Genomic DNA, 19,505 nt, shown 5'->3' with positions numbered 1-19,505 from the left:
CCGCCAGATTAGTTCACTAACCCGAAAAAACCTGGGATGCGCGTCTCAAAAGTGGGATAATTCCCGCCAGTATGGGTATGAACAAGGAAAACTCGCACCACCAGTCGAAGAAGCGCGGCAGGCGCCCGCGCCGTCACGCGCCACGCGCGTTTTCGGAAAAGCAGATCGCGCAGCGGCGGGCTTCGCTCCCGGCGATTACCTACCCCGAGGAGCTCCCGGTTTCCGCGCGGCGGGAGGATATCAAGAAAGCCATTGCGGAAAACCAGGTGGTCATCGTGGCCGGCGAGACCGGCTCCGGAAAAACCACGCAGCTACCGAAAATCTGCCTGGAGCTGGGGCGCGGAATCGAAAAGCTGATTGGGCACACCCAGCCGCGGCGCATTGCCGCCCGGTCGGTGGCCGAGCGCATTGCCCACGAGCTGGGCCAGTCGGTTGGCGAAACGATTGGCTTCCAGGTGCGATTCACCGAGGACGTTTCGCAAAACACCCTGGTCAAGCTGATGACCGACGGTATTTTACTGAACGAAATCCAGTCCGACCCGCAACTTTTGCGCTATGACACGCTAATTATTGACGAAGCGCACGAGCGCTCGCTGAATATCGACTTTATCCTCGGATATTTGGCGCGCCTGCTCCCTCAGCGCCCGGATTTGAAGATCATCATCACCTCCGCGACTATCGACACCGAGCGCTTCGCGAAGCATTTTGGCGAGCACAGCTATCGCGGCCGCAAGGGCGCCAGCGCACCCATTATCGAGGTCTCCGGGCGCACGTATCCGGTGGAGATTCGTTATCGTCCCCTGGACGACAACGCCGTCGATGCATCCGGCGCTGGCGATAATTCCGCGTTTTCTACCACCCCCTCGCGCACTGGCGATAATTCCGCGAAAGTTATGCGGGCGACGGCCAATCCCTCCCCGCGCACGCCCGGCCGGGCATCGGCAAAGGATCAAATCGACGGAATTATCGAAGCGGCCGAGGAACTCATGAGTGAAGGCGCCGGCGATATCCTCGTCTTCCTCTCCGGTGAGGGCGAAATTCGCGATACGCTGCACGCTTTCCAAGACGAGCTCGGGCCAAAATTCGTTGGCCCGGGTGAGAAGAGCTCGCTGCCCGGCGCAATTGAAGTTTTGCCGCTGTTTGGCCGCATGAGCAACCAGGAGCAGAACCGCATTTTCCATCCCGGGCAACTCCCGCGGATTATCCTGGCCACAAATATCGCGGAAACATCGATTACGGTGCCGCGAATTAAATACGTGATTGATCCGGGTACCGCGCGCATTTCCCGTTACTCGAATAAAACCAAGGTGCAGCGCCTGCCCATTGAACCAATTTCGCAGGCCTCGGCGAATCAGCGTTCGGGCCGATCGGGCCGCGTGCAAGACGGCATCACCATTCGCCTCTACTCCGAGGAGGATTTCCTGGCGCGCCCGGAGTTCACCCAGCCGGAAATCCAGCGCACGTCTTTGGCAAGCGTCATTTTGCAAATGCTCTCCCTCGGGCTCGGATCGGTCGAAGAGTTTCCGTTTATTGACCCGCCCGAACAGCGCGCGGTGCGGGCCGGAGTGCAACTACTGGAAGAAATCGGGGCAATCACCGGTGGACCCGCTCCTCGCCTCACGCATATCGGCCGCCAACTCGCCCGGCTTCCTATTGACCCACGCCTGGGCCGCATGCTGATCGAAGCGGATAAAAACGGTTGCGCCTCGGAAGTGCTCGTTTTGGTGGCCGCACTCTCAGTTCAAGATGTGCGCGAGCGGCCTACCGAGAAGCGCCAGCAGGCCGATCAGTACCATGCCAGGTTTAATGCGGCGTCGTCGGACTTCCTCACCTACCTCACCATTTGGCGCTACCTACGCACCCAGCAACGCGAGCTGTCCGGGACGGCGTTCCGGCGGCTTATGCGCGCCGAATTCCTCAACTACCTGCGCTTCCGCGAGTGGTTAGACGTGGTGCACCAGCTCGAGGAAATGGCGCGGCCGCTACGTTTGCGCGTGCGCCGCCTGCCGATTCCCTCGCATGCGGATGTGCGCCGCGCGATTGAAGAGCGCAAGGGTGGCGGGCATCCGGGAGGCGAACCGAACGCCGCGGCGGTGGCGGAGGCTTGCCGCGAGTTCGGCCGCAGCACGGACACTCCCGAAGCCGGCGCGATTCACCGCTCGCTCCTGGTGGGTCTGCTCTCGAATATTGGCAACTACCGCGAGCGCACCCGCGATTACGAGGGCGCCCGCGGCACGCATTTCGTGATTTGGCCCGGCTCGGGCCTGCACCGGCGCACCCCGGCCTGGGTGATGGCCGCCGAACTGGTGGAAACTTCGCGACTTTTTGCCCGTACCGTGGCGGCGATCAAACCCGAGTGGATTGAGCCGCTGGCGAGCTCGCTGGTGAAACGCTCGTATTCAGATCCGTATTGGAGCATTAAAAACGGCGCCGCCATGTGCAAGGAAAAGGTGACGCTCTATGGCCTCACCCTGGTGGCCGACCGCCCGGTACTACTTTCCTCCACCGGCACGCCGGGTGCGAATGCGCTGGCGCGCGAAATGTTCATTGAACACGCGCTGGTGAACGGCGAATGGCACAGCCATCAGAAATTCATGGAGCGAAACCGGCAGGCACTGGCCGAGGCGGCGGACACCGAATCAAAGCTGCGTGTGCGCGGGCTGGTGGCGGACGAACGCGCCCTGGCAATGTTTTATGACGAGCGCATTCCCGATTCGATTGTTTCCGCGGCGCATTTCAATTCCTGGTGGAAAGACGAACGCCAACGCCACGGCAAACTGCTCGATTTCACCCAGGAGTTTCTGCTGGGTGGGCGTAGCGCCGGCGCGGAGGACTTCCCCAGCCAGTTGCGCCAAGGCGAACTCACATTCGACGCCGAATACAGTTTCGCGCCGAATTCTCATAGCGACGGCATTACCCTCGATATCCCGGTCTCGATACTGCCGCAGGTCACCGAGGCCGGCTTCGATTGGCTGGTGCCCGGAATGCTCGATGACCTGGTAATTGGCACCATCCGCGCACTCCCCAAGCGGGTGCGCCGGCAACTGGTTCCCGCCCCCGATGTGGCCCGTGAGCTACGCGCGTTACTTCCTGAGTGGAGCGAGGTGGCCGGCGGGCGCCCCGGCGCCCCGACCTTCCGCGAGGCTTTCACCGGCGCGGTTGAGCGCTTGCGCGGTTTCCAGATCAACGACGCCGCTTGGGACGAGCTCGATCTGCCGGATTATTTGCAAATGCATTTCCGCATTCGCTCCGAGCGCGGGGCGGTGCTCGACGAGTCGAATTCGCTTGAGCGCCTCAAGCACGATCTAGCTCCGTCCACGAAGAAAGCGGTGGAGTCGGTGGTGGCCGGCGCGGTGGCGCAGGCGCTCGATGAGGCGCGGCGCAAACTCGAAGCCGGCGGGCGTTCCCGAGATGCGAAGAATCCGCGAGTTTCCACCTCTTCCGATCACTCCGCAAATTCTTCCCGCTCCGATCATTCCGCCGCTTTTTCCCTCACCGATAATTCCGCGAATTTTGCGGTGGCCGCCGGGCTGGTTAGCCGCGGCAGCGAGGCGCTAAACGATTGGCCGAATGATTTAACTGACGGAATGATCCCCGCGGTGATGGAGACCTCTGGTCCGCACGGCTCGGTGGTTCGCGCCTATCCCGCTTTGGTGGTGCGCGGCGAGGAAGTATTTTTGGACGTCTTGGCATCTCCGGGTGAACAAGTGCGGGCGCATAGCTCCGGCGTCGTGCAACTACTCACCCGTTCGCTCGCGCTCCCCGAGGCGCGCATAACCTCGCGCTGGGACGGAGATCTGGCGCTCAAGCTGGCCGCCTCGCCCGCGCGATCCACCGCCGCGCTGGTGGCGGATCTGCAGTGGGCGGCGGCGCGGAACCTCGCCGAGCGCTGGGGGAATTCGAACGATACTTCCCCCGCCGAACTGCGTTCGGGCGAAGATTTCGCGCAACTTCGCGCATGGGCACGCGATGAGTTTGAGGATGAGGTCTACCTTTTGGCGCAGGGGACGGCGAAAGCGGCGGAAGAATGGGCGCAACTTGAGCTGGCGATTCGCGAGAATACCTCGGTTTCGATGCTCGCCACCGTCACCGACGAGCGCGCGCATGTGGATGCCCTAATGCCAGCCGACTTCGTGCGGGCCACTCCCGCTGAGCGTTTCTGGGATTTGCCGCGCTACCTGAAAGCCGGCCAGCTTCGAATTGAAAAAGCGAAAATCAATCCCTCCGGGGACGATTCGCTCGCCTGGCAGATTCAAGGGGCCAGCGAGGCCGTGGAGCAGGCGCGGGCGGAAGCCGAATATGGCACCTACTCGCCCCGCGCGGCGCGAATCCTCACCGAAGCGCGCTGGATGATCGAAGAGCTCCGGGTTTCACTTTTCGCCCAGCAGCTGGGTACGAAGGGCAAAGTTTCCGTCAAGCGGATTCAAAAGAAGTTGGCAGAGCTGGAGGACTAGCGGCCGGCTGCGACGGCGGCGCGCCATTCGCGGGGCGGAACCGCCGTCGACCCGCGGCGCCGCCGTCGACCCGCTCACAGCAACTTAAACGTGCGCGATTCCCACCACTAGGCCAATGCCGAGCAGGAATCCGAGGGCGATCCCGCCAAACCATTCGAGGTTATCGACGGCGTCACTCCGATCAAGCGACCCGACCTTGAACGGCAACACCGGCGCATTATTATCCATCAGCCGAGGCCGCTTACTGAGGGCCTGCACTAGTTTGGCCTGCTCGGGGCTGGTTTCCTGAACGTTCTCCAGCTCGGCGTAGCCACGCTCAATTTGCCGCAATGGCATAAGCGTTCCCGGTTTGGACTCGTGGAAGGTTCCGTCGTTTTTACCGTGCGCTGCCACGACGGTGCGAAAATCCGCGCTTCCGTCCAGCGCGTCCACCGGCCGCACCACAACCGGCAAGAAGACCGCCATTTTCCCGCGGCCCTGGCGGTAAGTGCGCGTGCCGGAGGATTCATCGGTGCCGAGCACCCGCGCGACGACGTCGACCCCACCTTTCGCTTTACCCTCGCGTTTAAGCCACCACGGGACGGCGAACAGTAGCGTCAGCGCGATCGTGGCAGCCAGCAAGATGAGCCCGCGCCGGCTGCCCAGCTCAAAGTTCAGCCAGATGAGGGTGAGGGCCTCGCCGGCGAGCATGCCCCAGAACATGCCGGTGGTAACGCGGCGCGCGTGATCGATGGGCCGCTTGGCCGCCCGGCTCGCCTGCAACCAAGTATCGGCCACTACCTTCGTTCCGAGGCTTCCCCTCGCCATATTGCTCCTTCGCCGCGAACTAAAAATGCTCTGAACCGCGCCGGTGATTACCAAGGTGATTGCCACCGCATCGTCGGTCCACTAACCCATCATAGATAACGCGGAATTATCGCAGTGGAAAGACGGATGCCGGTGCCTTGCTGAGCGGCTATTTTTGGGGGCGTACAAAAACGCGGAATGATCGATTGCCGGGCAGGGAGATTCGGCGTCGGAGCGAGCGGATACATTGGAGGCCGGCCGCGAAACACGGCGGGCACCGAGGAGGAACATAAATGAATTTAGCGGAAGCGGAAGACCGCGCCTGGTCCCTTATGTGCGTGCACGGCCTCGTTGAGCGCGGCTGGACTTTCGCCTTCGACCGCGCGAAATGCCGCTACGGCCTGACCAATTTTCGGACGCGGCGAATTTCGCTTTCCCGCCAGCTCACCGCCACGGCATTGCCGGACGAGGTACAGGATACGATCCTGCACGAAATTGCTCATGCCCTGGCCGGTCCGCACCATCATCACGACGCTTACTGGAAAGAAATCGCAACTTCCCTCGGCGCGACTCCGCGCCGAGGCCGCCGGCGCGCCCCCGATGCGCCGCGCCCAGCTTCAAAGTGGATTGCGGTGTGCCCCAAGGGCCATATCTTAGAGCGCCACAGACGCTCCCGGCACTTGCAGTCCTGCGGGCGATGCGACCGGAATTTCAATACGCATTACCTATTGACGTATTATCCGCGCGAGGCGTGGGAGGCGCGAACAAAACCCGGATCGGCCGCCTAGCCGCGCTCGCCGGCGTAGAAGTTGCGGTGATAACCCGCCCGCGCCGGCTCCTGCGCTGACCCCAGCCCGGCGTGCCGCGTGGGCCACCCGGCCGGGCACATCGGGCCGTCGTATATCAGTCCGCTAGCCGCACCTGTCCGTCGCGCACCGTGAAGCGAATTTGCGTAGCGCCCGTGCCCGCGCCAAAAACATTGCTCGAGGTCCAGCTATCGGCGCTCCAGTCCTCAAAGGGGAAGAACCGGAAATCGTAGTCGGCTTTCATGGTGCCGCCCGAAATCTGCACGTTCCCGCCATTGCCCGATAGTTCCGCGGAAAACTCCGGCTTCTCGCTCCAGGAGCGATGAAGATTGCGCACGTTTCCGATCGGCGTCACGTCCATTGCCGCGGGGCAAATGCCAGCCAGCTCCTGCTCCCCCGATTCCACGCAGGCTTGCACCTTTTCCTGCGCTAATTCAATGGCCCGCTGGGCGGCTGCCTGATTTGGCACGCGCTGGAAATCAATGCGCGCACGCGCCGGCGCCGCGGAGGTGGCCGGAAGAATTTCGGCGGAATTTTCGCCCTGCCAGGAGGTGTACTGCTCGTCCTCGCTCGGCGTGAATTTGTAGACCCCGGGGAGCGCGGCCAAACGCGCGGGTTTTGTATCAGTTTCCAGATCAACGACAACGCCGCCCACCCGCCGCGCCCCGGCGGTCTCTCCCAGCTCGATATAGCCCTGGAACCCCGAGGTGATATGCCAATTATTGAAGATTAGCGCGGTTTTCCCGCCTCGGGCGAGCTCGAGATCCACATCGTAGGCGTGCCCATTTTGCTCGACTCGCACGCTCACTCGCGCGGCCGTCCCGGATTGCTCCACGCCGGTAACGCGGATCGAACCCGGGCGCAGAGCGGCACGATAAACCTCGTTAGAAAGCAGAGCCCGATCCTCGCCGTCGGCGTAGGGATCAAAAAGCTCTAGGGCATCGCGGGCACGACCCTCCACCAGCGCCGCGGCGTACTTTTCGACCACCGTGCGCGGGCTGAAGTGCTCGCGATCAAAATATGCTTTGCCACCCAGCGCGGCGATCGCCAGAGCCATAAAAACCAGCGCCGCCAAAACCAAGCGCAGAGTGGATCGGGTACGCCCGGCATTTTTCGCGGCGGACGGCGCGGGCTCGAAAGGAAGCGTGCTACCCATTAGCGCCTATTTTTGAGGAGCTCGACGAGCCCGTCCGCACCCTTTTCCACAACGTCGAGCGTGCGCTCAAACTCGGAATCATCCCCGCCCCAAGGATCCGGTACATCCCATTCGCCGGAGGAATAGTACAAATCGGAGGTGGTATTGCGCCGCTTACGCGAATTCTCCCCGGTCTGCTCGAGGAGGCCACCTTCGCCGAAGACTCCGTGTTCAAAGGGCCCTAGCCCGGAGCCGTCGAACTCACGCCAGAGGTGGATCACGCCGGTATCGAGATTGGCGGAGTCCATCATGCGGCGCAGGGCGCGTGCGTGGCCGGAGGTCATAGCCAAAATCAGACCCGAATTAGAAAGTTCCTCGCGGGTTACTCGATGTGCGCGGCGCTGTGGCACAACATATCCGCGCGCCCGGAGCGATCGCTGCGCCGGGGGATACACCCCGTTTCCCTGCTCTTCATTGGAAACCCCCGCGCTTTCCACGGTAATCTCCACCCCTGCGCGCACGAGTTTCTCACGCAAAACCACCTCGCCCATGGGCGAGCGGCAGATATTCCCTGTGCAAACCACAAGAATTCTCGGACGGCTTTCTAGCCGTCGTTGAATTTCGGTATTCCGATTGGCACATTCGGTCATGCCCCCATGGTACCTGTTCAGCTCAACTTCGCATTCTCACCCGCTTGTCGTTTCACTTACGATAGCGCCGAAGTTGCCCACGAACCGGGAAACTTCGGCGCTCTGCGTTATGAAATTATTTTTGCCACATTTCTGAAGGATTTGGTTAGTCGATGCGCTTCTGGTCTCCACCGGCGTGGAAGAAGTGCATCTGCGCCGGATCCGGCAGAGCCCAGACCGTCGAGCCGATCTCGGGAGCCATCATCGGAGCAACGCGCACCACCATCTGCGAAGAATCGTCGCCCGAACCGAACTTATGCTCGGATTCGCCAATCACGTGGCCGTAGACGTAGTTATCCGAACCGAGGTTCTCCACCATCTCCACCTCGATCGGCAGAGCGTCTGCAGACTCTTCGTTGGTTAGGCCGCGGAAGGCCTCGGGGCGGATACCGATAAAGACCTCGCCGTTGTCCTCCGGCGTGAGGGCGTCGATAACGTTGCGCGGGAGCCGAATATGCCCGTTGCCGTTCTTGGCCACTTCGCCGTCGACCTTGAAAATTCCCAGGTTCATAGCGGGCGAGCCAATGAATCCGGCTACGAAAGCGTTTCCGGGGCGAGAGTAGAGTTCCTCCGGGGTGCCCACCTGTTGCAGCACGCCGAAATTGAGGACGGCGATGCGATCACCCATCGTCAGCGCCTCGGTCTGATCGTGCGTAACGTACAGCGTCGTCGTTCCCAGCGAACGCTGCAGGGTAGCGATCTGCGTACGGGTCTGTACGCGGAGCTTGGCGTCCAGGTTCGAGAGCGGTTCATCCATGAGGAAGACGTGCGGCTTACGCACAATCGCACGACCCATTGCCACGCGCTGGCGCTGACCACCCGAGAGAGCCTTCGGCTTGCGGTCTAAGTAAGGCTCCAAATCGAGGATGCGGGCGGCTTCCTTGACCCGCTCATCAATTTCTTCCTTGGGACGCTTAGCGATCTTCAGCGCAAATCCCATGTTTTCCGCCACCGTCATATGCGGGTACAGCGCGTAGTTCTGGAACACCATCGCAATATCGCGATCCTTGGGGGCGACGTCGGTAACATCGCGATCACCAATGAAAATGCGACCAGAATTTACATCTTCCAATCCGGCGAGCATACGCAAGCTGGTGGACTTTCCGCATCCGGACGGGCCAACCAGGACGAGGAATTCTCCGTCCGCAATTTCCAGGTTAAGCTCGTTGACCGCGGGGGTTTCCGACCCGGGGTAGATACGGCTGGCGTGATCAAAGGTTACTGTTGCCATTATTAATGGTCCCTTCACCGGCAGGTACGTGCCGGACGATCCGAGTGAAAGGTGCCTGAGTGTCGACTCTGACACAACCGCGCACTTACGCGATCCGTTCAATTTTCGCACTCTTGGCGATTTTTTACAACTTTTTTCAGTGACTTCGCCGAACTATTCATTCCTTAGGCATCGGCTAGATCAAAGGCACGCGCCGCGGCTCCTAAAACTTGGCTATGGGAGCCAAGGCTGGCCGCCCGGAGCGGAATTTTCTCCAGGCTGAGCTCGTCGAGTGCCTTGCCCAGCGGGGTGAAGAAAGCGCTACCCGCCTGCGCCAATCCACCTCCGACAATGACCGGGATAGGGCCCACAAAATAGGTGAGGCGAGCGATCTCGGCCGCCAGAATGCGAATCCCGGACTCCCAGACCTCAGTTGCCACCTCATCGCCGTCTTCGACCAGCTCATGAAGCTCTTTTGCCCCGGCCCGGAAAGGAAGCACTCCCGGCCGCAGCCGCTGGAATCGTGCCACCATTCCCGCCGCGGAGGCGGCACGCTCCATAAGAACATTTCCCGGCCCGCCGTCCGGATCGGGGATGGACATTTGGCCCACTTCCCCGGCCCACGGATCAGCCACGACCGCCTCGCCGTGAAACAGAAAAATCGCCGAGATACCCGTACCGACAGCGAGATAAATCGATGTCGGTTCGGCCGTCCCCCACCGCATTTCCGCGTAGGCGCCGGTCCGGTTGTCGTGATCAACGAACACTCGCCGTTCCAGTTGGCTTTCGAGGATCTCACGGAGCGGGGTATTACGCCAGCCAATATTGGTTGAGTACCGAGCAACGCCGTCGCGCGGGTCAATCACGCTGGGGATATCGACGCCGACGGGCACCGCGACGTCCTCTGGGAGCACCGTCCCTCCCTCACCAACTGGAGGTTCGTCACTGACGACGCCGGAGGCTACCTCCGCGTGCACCTGGCGCACTAGCGCCACGATGGCTTCGTTAACGGCGTCGGGCCCCTGCGGAGTGGGCACGCGCCACAGTTGCACGAGGCGACCATCGCGGCTCACCACCGCCGCTTTAATGCTGGTGCCACCGACGTCGACCCCAATTGCGTAAGACGGCATCATCGCTGCAGAAGTTCTCCTTCGCGTACCACCTGAATGACGGTGAAGTCCTCATCGAGCACCACAAAGTTCGGCTTCGCGCCCGACTCGAACGTGAGCGTTACGCCCCGTGCGTTTTCGAGGTGCGCGGCGTGCACCGGTCCCGCCACGCAAGCCCGGACGGCCTGGCTCAAACTGAGCCGCCCGCGCCGGGCGAAAAGCGCTAACTGCTGGGCGAGCACTGAAATTCCGCCCGCGATGGAGTTCTGCCCCAGCAGGTAGCACACCCCGTCGCGAATTTCGACGTCGAGCCCGCCCAGCTTGTACTGGCCGGAGGTTAGGCCGGCCGCGGCGAGCGAATCGGTGACGAAGAAAGCTCCCGGTTCGATCGGCAACTCGGCCTCGGGGATATCGATGGGGGCGGGCGCGGCTTCGCGATCGGCGCTTGGTTCGCGATGCTCGAGGTAGAGGTACATATCTTCGACCAGGCCAGCATCCAGATGGTGGCCGTCGCCAATAAGCTCGACGGCGGCCTCACCGCGGCGAGCCGCCTGGGTGAGCTCGCGGACCGGGCCCGGGGCGCGGTGCGCAACCGGAGGCATGGCATTGAAGAGGTGCGTTGCCGTCTGCGGGGCGAAAGGGAAACCAATTTCTTCGGCCACTCGCGCGGTGTAGGCAATCAGCTCACGGGTGGTTTCGCCGTCGGCACTGGTGTGCCCCCAGCTGGGCATGGCGCCGTACTCGAGCAGAAGTCGAGCGGCTTCGCGCGCATTGTCGGTTTCCGGGGCAATCGTCATGGTCTTGACCCAGCCCCGCCCGGCCTCCAACCAGCTCCGCAATTCCTCGATATCCGCGCCGCGAATAACCGCCGGGTTCTGCGCGCCCTTTTTCTCTACCGAGATGAAGGGGCCCTCAAGGTGAATTCCGGCCAGCTCGCCCGCTTCACAGAAGGGAACCAGCGCATGGATTTGCGGAAGCGGATCGGCCAAAGAAACCAGGGACGCGAACATCGCCGTCGTTCCCCCGCGCCGGTGAGTGTCAATGGCGGTCTGGATCTGCTCGGGCTCGTAATCATCCGAGTACCCGAACCCACCACCACCGTGGCAGTGAATATCGACCATCCCGGGAACGATATAGGCACCTTCGATGGATTGCGTGCCAGCGGCGGGTTCCTGCGCCGGCTGAGATTCTCCCTCCTGCCCTAGGATCGCCGTGAGGATACCGGCGTCGTCGAGCTCAAGGCCCGCGCCGACCGCGCGCCCGTAACCGTCTAGAACCTTACCTACGTACTTCATTGTTTCTCCCTTGCCAGGCTCGGACCTTCCGCGGCGGGCGCGGATCACCGCGCCCTACTCTACCGGGGCTCGCCGACCTATTTGCGGGTTGTTCTACCCCTCCTATTTGCGGGTCAGCCCTCATAGCCCCGCGGATTTGCGGACTGCCAGGCCCAGGAGTCGCGGCACATATCTTCCACGCTTCGCTGGGTGCGCCAACCGAGTTCCTCCGCGGCGCGCGTGGCGTCCGCCCAGTAGGCGGGAAGGTCACCGGCCCGCCGATCACCAATAACGTAGGGAACCTCCACGCCGTTAACCTCTTGGAACGTATTGACGAGCTCCAGCACCGAAACCGGACGGCCCGATCCCAGGTTCCACACCCGTACGCCCTCGCCCGCGGCGGCCAAATAGTCCAGCGCGGCCACGTGACCGTCGGCCAGATCCATCACGTGGATGTAGTCGCGTTCGCAGGTGCCGTCTTCGGTGGGATAATCGGCTCCGAAAATCGTTAGATGATCGCGTTGCCCGGTTGCCACCTGGGTGATGTAGGGCATGAGATTATTCGGCACCCCCTGCGGATTTTCGCCAATTCGGCCCGAGGGATGGGCACCGATCGGGTTGAAGTAGCGCAGGAGCGCAACCTTCGTGCCCCGCGCCGCAGAAACCTCGGTAAGGATTCTTTCCGCCACGATTTTTGTTGATCCATAGGGGCTCGAAGCCGAAACCGCCGGATCCGTCTCCCGATAGGGCGCAGGGATATCCCCGTACACCGTCGCCGAGGAAGAAAAGACGAACAGTACTCGATCTTCCAACGCCGAAAGCACATTGATGAGGCTACCGATATTGTTCTCGTAGTACGCGAGCGGCTTTTCTACCGATTCGCCCACCGCCTTCATCGCCGCAAAATGAATTACGGCATCCGGATTGGCGCGCTGCACCACCTCGGCCGTCGCTTCTTTTTCGCGCAGATCCACCCGATACGTTTCTACCGGGGCGCCAATGAGCTCCTCCACTCGCTTCACCGCTTCGGGGCTCGAGTTGGAGTAGTTATCGGCAATGATCGGGGTGTGCCCCGCCCGCGCTAGCTGAATAACGGTATGGGTGCCGATGTATCCGGCGCCTCCCGTAACGAGAACTCGCATATCCATTCTTCCTTTCTTAGAAACTCTTCTTAGAAACTCTCTCCGCGAACCTGCCCGCTACCGCTCAGCTCCACATCGCCGGTGAACGTGAGGTCACCGGCAAAGCTCCAGTCTCCGCGCACGGTGAAGTGTTCGACGTCGCGCAGCGATGGCAACTGCTGGAGACGGGCCTCGAAGTCGTTGATTTTCTTGAAGAACTTCGGGTCTAGGTCAACGATCGGGGCCGCCTGGGTGAGGAGCTCTAAGCGGTAATCTTCGGTGAGCCGATAGGCATCCGAACGCACGGTGAGAAGATCGTTCGTGGTCTTGACCGGAAGGAACCGCGAGCGCGGCACCAGGACGGGAGCCGCGCCGTCGAACTTCTCAACAACCGCGCCAATTGCGCATTCGATCTGATAAACCTGCGTCGATTCCGCATCGCGTGGGTCAACCGTTTTCCGATTGCGAATCAGCGGCAAATCGAGAATTCCGTCGGTTCTTTCAAGTAGCTCATCGAGCGCCTCGAGGTTGAACCACAGATTATTCGTGTGGAAATAGCGGTGCCGGAACTCGTCCGTAAAGTAGTGCATATCCTCCGCCGGGGTCTGCGCCGTATCGCGCAGGATCACCCGACCATCGCGCTTGCGGCGAGCCAGGTGACCGCCTTTGCGATCAGCCGCAGTTCGCACGCACACCTCGGGTGCGTATGGAGCCCCACTCGCGGCAAACCAGCCGGCCAGTCGCGCGCTCGGGTAGGCCCCCAGGTTGTCCGCGTTCGACGTCGCTAAATACCGATAGCCCTGGTCGAGCAGTTGCTTCACCAATCCCGAATCGGTCAGGGTGGTGAAAATATCTCCGTGCCCAGGCGGGCACCATTCCAGCTCCGGATTTTGCGGCCACTCAACTGGCTCGAAATTATCGACCCGTAGCTTCGGCTCCTTGCCCTGCAAAAAATCAATCGGCACGCCGTCAACCCTGACGGAATCATCGATCGCTGCGAGGGAATCTTCGCGAGTGCGGAAGGAGTTCATCAGAATAAGCGGAATCTTCGCTTCGTAGCGCTGGCGCGCGGCGAGGAGTTGCCGCTGGATAATTTCGAGGAAGCTCAGGCCTCCGCGCACTGGCAACAGCGACTTTGCAATTTCCATGCCCATGGAGGTTCCCAAGCCGCCGTTGAGCTTGAGAACTACCGTTTTCCCAATTGCCTCCCGCGCCGCGGCCTCGCTCACCTCGACTTCGGCGACCGAAGGGACTTCATCTTCGGCCAGCGGGTCAATTGAATCTTCGGGGACCAGGCCCGTCGCGCCTTCCTCAAGTTGCTTTTGATAGCGCTCGAAAACACTTATAGCGCGAGCCGATGCTCCCGCTTCCCGCATTTTTTCGCGAGCCGCACTCGATGCCATGTTCTCTCCTTTATTGGCGCGCCACGCGCCGCCTTCGCTTTGTCTCTAAATCTTCTGTTGTCCAGGCCGGCCGGCTTCTTCGGCTCGCCGGCTTTTTCGGGGCCGGCCGGCTTCTTCGGTCCGCCGGCCGATCCCGCCGGCTCAGCCTCCGAACTCAGCCGGCTAGCTCACCCGGTGCGCGCCGCGTGCCGGAAGCCCGAGGTAATACTCCGGAGCTTCGAATCCGTGTTCGCGATATGCGGCGTCGACCGCCGCTTCAATCTTTCCGCGCTCCCCCGCGCGGCACAGCGCAATAGCGGAACCTCCAAATCCCCCGCCGGTCATCCGCGCGCCCAGAGCGCCTCCGCCCAGCGCAGCCTCCACGGCAACGTCCAGCTCCGCACAGGAAACCCGGTAGTCGTCGCGTAGCGAATAGTGCGACTGCGTCAAAAGCGGCCCGATTTTTTCAAAATCTCCCGCGTCACACAGTTCGACGACGTCGTCAACCCTCGCCTCCTCCGAGACAACGTGACGTGCCAGCGGCTGAAGTTCATCGGGAAGGTTCCGCACTTCGTCGGCCGTGGCTTGCGCAAGGAATTCGTGTCCCAAAAGCCGCGCCGCCCTCTCCGAGCCGCGCCGCCGCGTCTCGTACTGACCGTCTGCCAGGGAGTGATGCGCGCGGGTGTCGATAATGAGAACCTCGAGGCCTGCTTCGGCCAGCGGGAGCGGAATTTGCCGCCGCGACGCATCCCCAAAATCAATGAGGAGCGCGTGGTCCTCTTCGCACCAAATCGAAGCGCTCTGATCCATACCGCCTGTCGCCGCCCCGACGACGTCGTTTTCCGCTCGGATGCAAGCCTCCACGAGTGTTTCCAGATCCGGCCGCGGCTTTCCCGTCACCGCGGGATCGGTAAGCGCAAAAGCGCTGGCGCAACTAAGCGCGGCCGATGAGGAAAGGCCGGCGCCAAGCGGAACGTTGGAGTCCACTGCGGCGTCGAACCCGAAATCGCTTCCCAGCGCCCACGCCACGCCAGCCACATACGCCACCCACCCAGAGATTTTCCCGCTCCGGATCTCTTCCAGATCGGATTCCCAGACCTGGCGGCCAAGGGTTGATACGAGGCGCACGCCGTTATCGTCACGCTTCCGCAGCGCCACGCGAACGTGAAGGCCAAGCGCGAAGGGCAGAACCTTCCCGCCGTTATAGTCCAGATGCTCCCCAATCAGATTTACCCGACCCGGAGCGAACCACTCACCATCCGGCTCGGCATTAAAAACAGACCGAAACAATTCTTGTGCATCAGGGTGGCGTGCCACTCGTATCCCTTTCTAGAACTCCGCGGTCGGCGTTTGGGCAGTTCGGAGACGGCTCGATAAAAGCAAAACCGATCAGGCCGAAGCGCCCTAAAAACATTACCGCGATGAATTTTCTGAGGGGTGGGCCCAGCGGGCTCGGCCTCGGGCCCACCCCTTTCTGCCGAGCCGGAATCGATAGCTCGCGCTACCTCATCTGACTCGCTTATTTCATTGGAGCGGCGGATTACCTCCTGTCCACGGCCGGAGTATCAACCCCATCGCCGTTCCAGTCACCAATCAGCGCCGCGTCGTCCGCGTTTCCGTAGGTGTAGGTGTGCTCGGCGACGCCAGAGCTCAGCGCATTGCGGAGCAGGAAGCCGTTTCCGCGGTGGACCGCGACACCATCAACGCCGTCTCCATCCCAGTCACCAACGAGCAGTTCGTCGCCAGCCTGGCCGTAGGCAATAACCTTGGCCGCCTTCGAATCACCCAAATCGGTTTGGATAAAGAGGGAGTTACCGCGTACCGCAACCAGTTCGGTAGCCGCATCAGCATCGAAGTTGCCGGCAACTAACGTATCGGTGGCGTTTCCATAAGCAACAACACGATCGGCCACACCGCTGCGCAAGGTGTTCTTCACGTAAACCTTGTTTGCGCGAACCACGGCAATAGCGTCTTTCCCGTCGCCATCCCAGTCGCCTACCAGAACCTGATCATTTGCGTTTCCGTAGGCAAACTCAAACTGAGCCATACCCTTGACGTCGTTGGTGCCGAGGAAGCGGTTGCCGCGACGCACCATTGGCGTTTCGCGTCCATCTCCGTCCCAGTCACCAACGAGGAATTCATCGCCGCTATTGCCGTAGTTGTATACCCGATCCGCCGCGCCCTGGCCCCAGTTATCCGAGTAGTGAATACCGTTCGGATCAGATGCCGGCCAGCTCTTCGCCTCGTCCGAGGGTGCCGGGTCAGGCTGCGGTTCAGGGGCAGGCTCGGGTTCGGGATCCGGCGCAGGCTTCGTCGTCGGGTCAACCGTCGGGTCAACCGTCGGGTCGACCGTCGGGTCGACCGTCGGCTCAACCGTCGGGTCGACCGTCGGGTCAACCGTCGGCTCCGGGTCGGGTTGCGCCGCTTCCGCTTCCTGTACCCAGTAAACGAGGCGGTACTGGCCGCCTCCGATATTCGGAAGCGTCACGGAGAACTCATCTCCGGCACCCTCGGGCTCAATGGAAACCGGCTCGTAGGTCTCCGGATCCACCATCATGAGCTTGGCATTTTTGAACGGACGCTTCACATCGAGGGTGACGTTCTGCGCCGTCTCGCGGTAAGAACCGTTATCAGTACGCGGATTGAGCAGATACGACGGATAGTTCGTATCGCCGGTCAGGGCGTTTGTTACCAGGAAGCCGCGCGGGTTCTCCTCCGCGAACTTGCCAAAGATTTCCTCGGCCTTTGCCTTCTCCAATCCCGGCAGGGTGTCGAAGTAACCAATCACCACGTCGCCGGGCATGCCGTTATTGACGGTTCCCTTGTTTTCGACGGTAACGTTTCGCAGACCAACCTTTTCGTTAGCCGCCTTAGCTTCATCGCCGACGCCGAAGTTACCCATCTTGTGATAGATCGAGAGGTCGGGAGATACGCCGCGGTCCGAGTAGTTTCCGGGAACCAGGGCGACATACTGATTATTGAGGGCAACCAGGTACTCACCAACTCCACGAATATCTTGGAAAATCTTCGTGAACTCGTAGAAGGAACGAGTCGGGGCGCCGTCCTGGTCGATGATCGAGGAGCGGTCATAGCCGTTGTACTCCATACGGAACAGGCCGAACCACTTCTGGCCAGAAGCCAATCCCAGCGCGGGAACAACCGCCTTCTGAGACTCAGAAACGTTGGCATCCCAGTTGTAATCAAGGTACTGGCCGTAGAGGATCGGCTGCTTGCCATCGCCGGTAATTCCGGCCAATCCAGCTTGCCTCTGTGCCTGCCAGGTGCCGTTAGCGTAAAGCGAGTTCACAACATCCTTAGGCTTGGGACCGCCGTTCATTCCGTAGTAGTAGGTATCCCAGCTGAGCAGATCCGGTTGCGCGTCCTGCACGAACGGCTGGAGCCGATCGAGGCGCTTCCAGGTCGGATCATCGAACCAGTTAGCGTGGTTGATCGCTCCGGGCACATTCTCCCGCGCCCACTTGAACCACTGAGTGAATCCCTTCACCTCATCAGGCGAGTAATTACGTTCATCGCCAAACTGGATATCGATGAGGTTCTTGGCATACGCCTTCATATCTCCCGTCATGAAGTCGCGCGGTTCACCCGCTTCACGCATACCGTTCTGGCCGAAGGGTGCCTTCGCGAGCGCCCACGGCGTACCCTCACCGAGCTGGTTCATTACCGTCCGGTTGAAAAGCGGCTGGTCGTAGAACATCGGGAAAGCTCCGCCGGTGAGTTGCTGTTCGACGTCGTTGAACGCGCCGCGCGCGAATCCTTCCGAAGGAATCCACGCGGGCAAGACGATCCCGTACTGGAGCGCCAGAGCTTGCGCGCGGTTGACGCCCCACTTGGACTCGCCCGGGTTGAATGCCGTGAAGCGATCGCCCTGCGGATTCGGCTCTGGAGTTTTTGGCTCTTGGCCGGCCTCCAGGCCCCACACCTCGATCTCGTTGAAGTCCACCGAATTGACGATTTGGCTCGGCACCTGCGGGTCGTCCGTCTTGTTATTCAGCCAGATACGGATGTTCTTCGCCTTGTGATACCAGTTGAAATCCCAATACCACAGGCCGCCAGCATCTCGCGTCAACGAGGCGTGCTCGGCGATGGTGGTCCAGTTAGCTCCGTCGTCGGACTGGACGGCGATAGAAACGGAATTACCGGCGTGCCATCCGGCACCGCCGTTGAGGGTCGGCCAGCCCCAGGCGCTAATTCGGTGCACCCAGCGCGGGTTATCCAAGCTGAGTTGAATGCCCGTCACCTGGTCGTTCCACTCATTCGAGGTAACAATGTGGTCCGCCGTCCACGACGTCGCCATGTCCTCGTCAGTAAGCGCGGCATTCTGTTCCGGACTTGCACCGTTTGCCTTCGCGGTGGCGCCGATGAGGACGTTTCCGCGGAAATCGTTAGAAACCTTGGTTACGTTCGCTACGTACGTCGCCTTCTGAACGCCACGCTTGACCTCAACCTCAATCACATTGAGACCCTCGTCAAGGGTTATTCCCGCGACGCGGCCATTGCGATCAGGGCTTCGCCCGTTGATCGTGGCACTCGCACCCGGCAGAACCTTCACCTGGGCGGAGATCTCATCCGCGTGGTAGTAGGCCGTCGCCGCGTACGTGTGCGTGGTGCTATCGAAGCTCACCGGCTTACCAGGTTCCCCAAACGGAAGCACATCGAGATGGAAATCTGCCAGCAAATTAGCGCCCGAGCCCTCTTGTGGCTCGGTGGGCTTGGGCTTGCAGGGAACCAGCCGCAGATCTGATGCGCTCATCGGCTTCTTCGAGGCATCAATTGCCTGCAAGCCGATGAGGGTAAAAACGGGTGAGTTCGTGGCGTCAAACGAAATCGTCTGCGGATCGTTGGTGGCCTTCAGCGCGCCACTGGCAATCGGCTTACCGTACAGCTCGGCACCTTGGCCGCTGGCAACCTTTTCCCGCCATGCCGGCATGCTATCCGCATCTTCTGCGGGGTTTCCGGGATCTTCCTCGGTATTGAAAAGCTGATACTTACTCGGAGCATTGCTATTACCTAAAACATCGGCATAGCTCGGCCGAGCGGTGAATTGCACGCCGCAAATCGGAACCTCCGGCGTGGGATTCTTGAAAGTCAACGCATGCGGGAACGGATCTTCCCCACCCTTCCATTTCGTGTGCCAGTACGTGACCTGGCTCAGAGGTTTGCCCGAATCATCGTCGACCAGAGCCGAGATTGGCCCATTGTCCCCCGGCTCCCCTTCTAACTCTTCCGACGTCGCCCACAGCATCTGCGGGTGGAATGGCGCGGTGTCGTCAGCGCGCGCGGGCGCGACCACCGAGGTCACCAGTCCCCCTAAAGCTAGGGCCGACGCGGTAAGACCCCCTACTATTTTCCTCATTCTTGCCACTGGATACCTCCCTTGGTAGCTCGGCAAGACCAATAGCGCGACCGTCATTGGTAGCGCTTCTCATCATTTGAGCGTTACCCGGCGGAACACTGTTCCACATTCGGGTCAGTTTTATGGTACGGGTAACACCATTTATCTACAAGAGCGAGGCGGATT

Annotated in this window: 12 protein-coding genes; 2 read left to right on the top strand and 10 right to left on the bottom strand. The window is 61.2% G+C overall.

Annotation, left to right across the window (positions count from 1 at the left end; all coding sequences use genetic code 11):
- Positions 1–71 precede the first annotated feature (71 nt).
- A complete protein-coding gene (locus BN2664_RS07225; RefSeq protein WP_007000861.1) occupies positions 72–4,454 on the top strand; it encodes a DUF3418 domain-containing protein in 4,383 nt (1,460 codons plus the stop codon).
- A gap of 84 nt (positions 4,455–4,538) precedes the next feature.
- Here the strand turns inward: BN2664_RS07225 and BN2664_RS07220 are convergent, their stop codons facing one another.
- Positions 4,539–5,261 (bottom strand): hypothetical protein, encoded by a 723-nt coding sequence (locus BN2664_RS07220; protein ID WP_007000862.1) that lies wholly within the window; start codon positions 5,259–5,261, stop codon positions 4,539–4,541.
- 272 nt (positions 5,262–5,533) lie between these two features.
- Between BN2664_RS07220 and BN2664_RS07215 the strand changes: the two genes are divergently transcribed.
- Positions 5,534–6,028 carry a SprT-like domain-containing protein gene (locus tag BN2664_RS07215; protein WP_007000863.1) on the top strand — a complete coding sequence of 165 codons (495 nt, stop codon included), beginning with the start codon at positions 5,534–5,536 and terminating at the stop codon, positions 6,026–6,028.
- A 115-nt stretch (positions 6,029–6,143) separates the two neighbouring features.
- Here the strand turns inward: BN2664_RS07215 and BN2664_RS07210 are convergent, their stop codons facing one another.
- From BN2664_RS07210 to BN2664_RS07170, 9 genes are all read right to left on the bottom strand, one after another.
- The gene (locus BN2664_RS07210) at positions 6,144–7,202 is read right to left on the bottom strand and encodes a hypothetical protein (protein WP_007000864.1); all 1,059 of its coding nucleotides are present in this window, start codon (positions 7,200–7,202) and stop codon (positions 6,144–6,146) included.
- Entirely contained in the window at positions 7,202–7,831 is a 630-nt protein-coding gene (locus BN2664_RS07205; RefSeq protein WP_051014098.1) for a low molecular weight protein-tyrosine-phosphatase, read from the bottom strand. The genes BN2664_RS07210 and BN2664_RS07205 overlap by 1 nt, the downstream gene beginning before the upstream one ends.
- 145 nt (positions 7,832–7,976) lie before the next feature.
- Positions 7,977–9,101: an ABC transporter ATP-binding protein gene (locus BN2664_RS07200; RefSeq protein ID WP_007000866.1), complete on the bottom strand. Its 1,125-nt coding sequence runs from the start codon at positions 9,099–9,101 to the stop codon at positions 7,977–7,979.
- A gap of 164 nt (positions 9,102–9,265) precedes the next feature.
- Complete coding sequence (locus tag BN2664_RS07195) at positions 9,266–10,210, bottom strand: ROK family protein (RefSeq protein WP_007000867.1); 945 nt, start codon at positions 10,208–10,210, stop codon at positions 9,266–9,268.
- Positions 10,210–11,484, bottom strand: coding sequence for an N-acetylglucosamine-6-phosphate deacetylase (locus tag BN2664_RS07190; protein ID WP_007000868.1), 1,275 nt, complete (start codon positions 11,482–11,484; stop codon positions 10,210–10,212). Before BN2664_RS07190 ends, BN2664_RS07195 begins: the two co-directional genes overlap by 1 nt.
- A gap of 113 nt (positions 11,485–11,597) precedes the next feature.
- Positions 11,598–12,611: a UDP-glucose 4-epimerase GalE gene (galE, locus tag BN2664_RS07185; RefSeq protein WP_231723457.1), complete on the bottom strand. Its 1,014-nt coding sequence runs from the start codon at positions 12,609–12,611 to the stop codon at positions 11,598–11,600.
- A 23-nt stretch (positions 12,612–12,634) separates the two neighbouring features.
- Positions 12,635–13,987, bottom strand: a complete 1,353-nt coding sequence (locus tag BN2664_RS07180; protein ID WP_007000870.1) for a UTP--glucose-1-phosphate uridylyltransferase — start codon at positions 13,985–13,987, stop codon at positions 12,635–12,637.
- A 162-nt stretch (positions 13,988–14,149) separates the two neighbouring features.
- Complete coding sequence (galK, locus tag BN2664_RS07175; protein ID WP_007000871.1) at positions 14,150–15,283, bottom strand: galactokinase; 1,134 nt, start codon at positions 15,281–15,283, stop codon at positions 14,150–14,152.
- Between the two features lie 223 nt (positions 15,284–15,506).
- The gene (locus tag BN2664_RS07170; RefSeq protein WP_197408648.1) at positions 15,507–19,340 is read right to left on the bottom strand and encodes a cadherin-like beta sandwich domain-containing protein; all 3,834 of its coding nucleotides are present in this window, start codon (positions 19,338–19,340) and stop codon (positions 15,507–15,509) included.
- Positions 19,341–19,505 lie beyond the last annotated feature (165 nt).

The sequence above is a fragment of the Actinobaculum massiliense genome (genome assembly GCF_001457435.1).
Classification (GTDB): domain Bacteria; phylum Actinomycetota; class Actinomycetes; order Actinomycetales; family Actinomycetaceae; genus Actinobaculum; species Actinobaculum massiliense.
The sequence above is the reverse complement of the archived record's forward strand: the minus strand, read 5'-3'. Positions and strand labels throughout refer to the sequence as shown.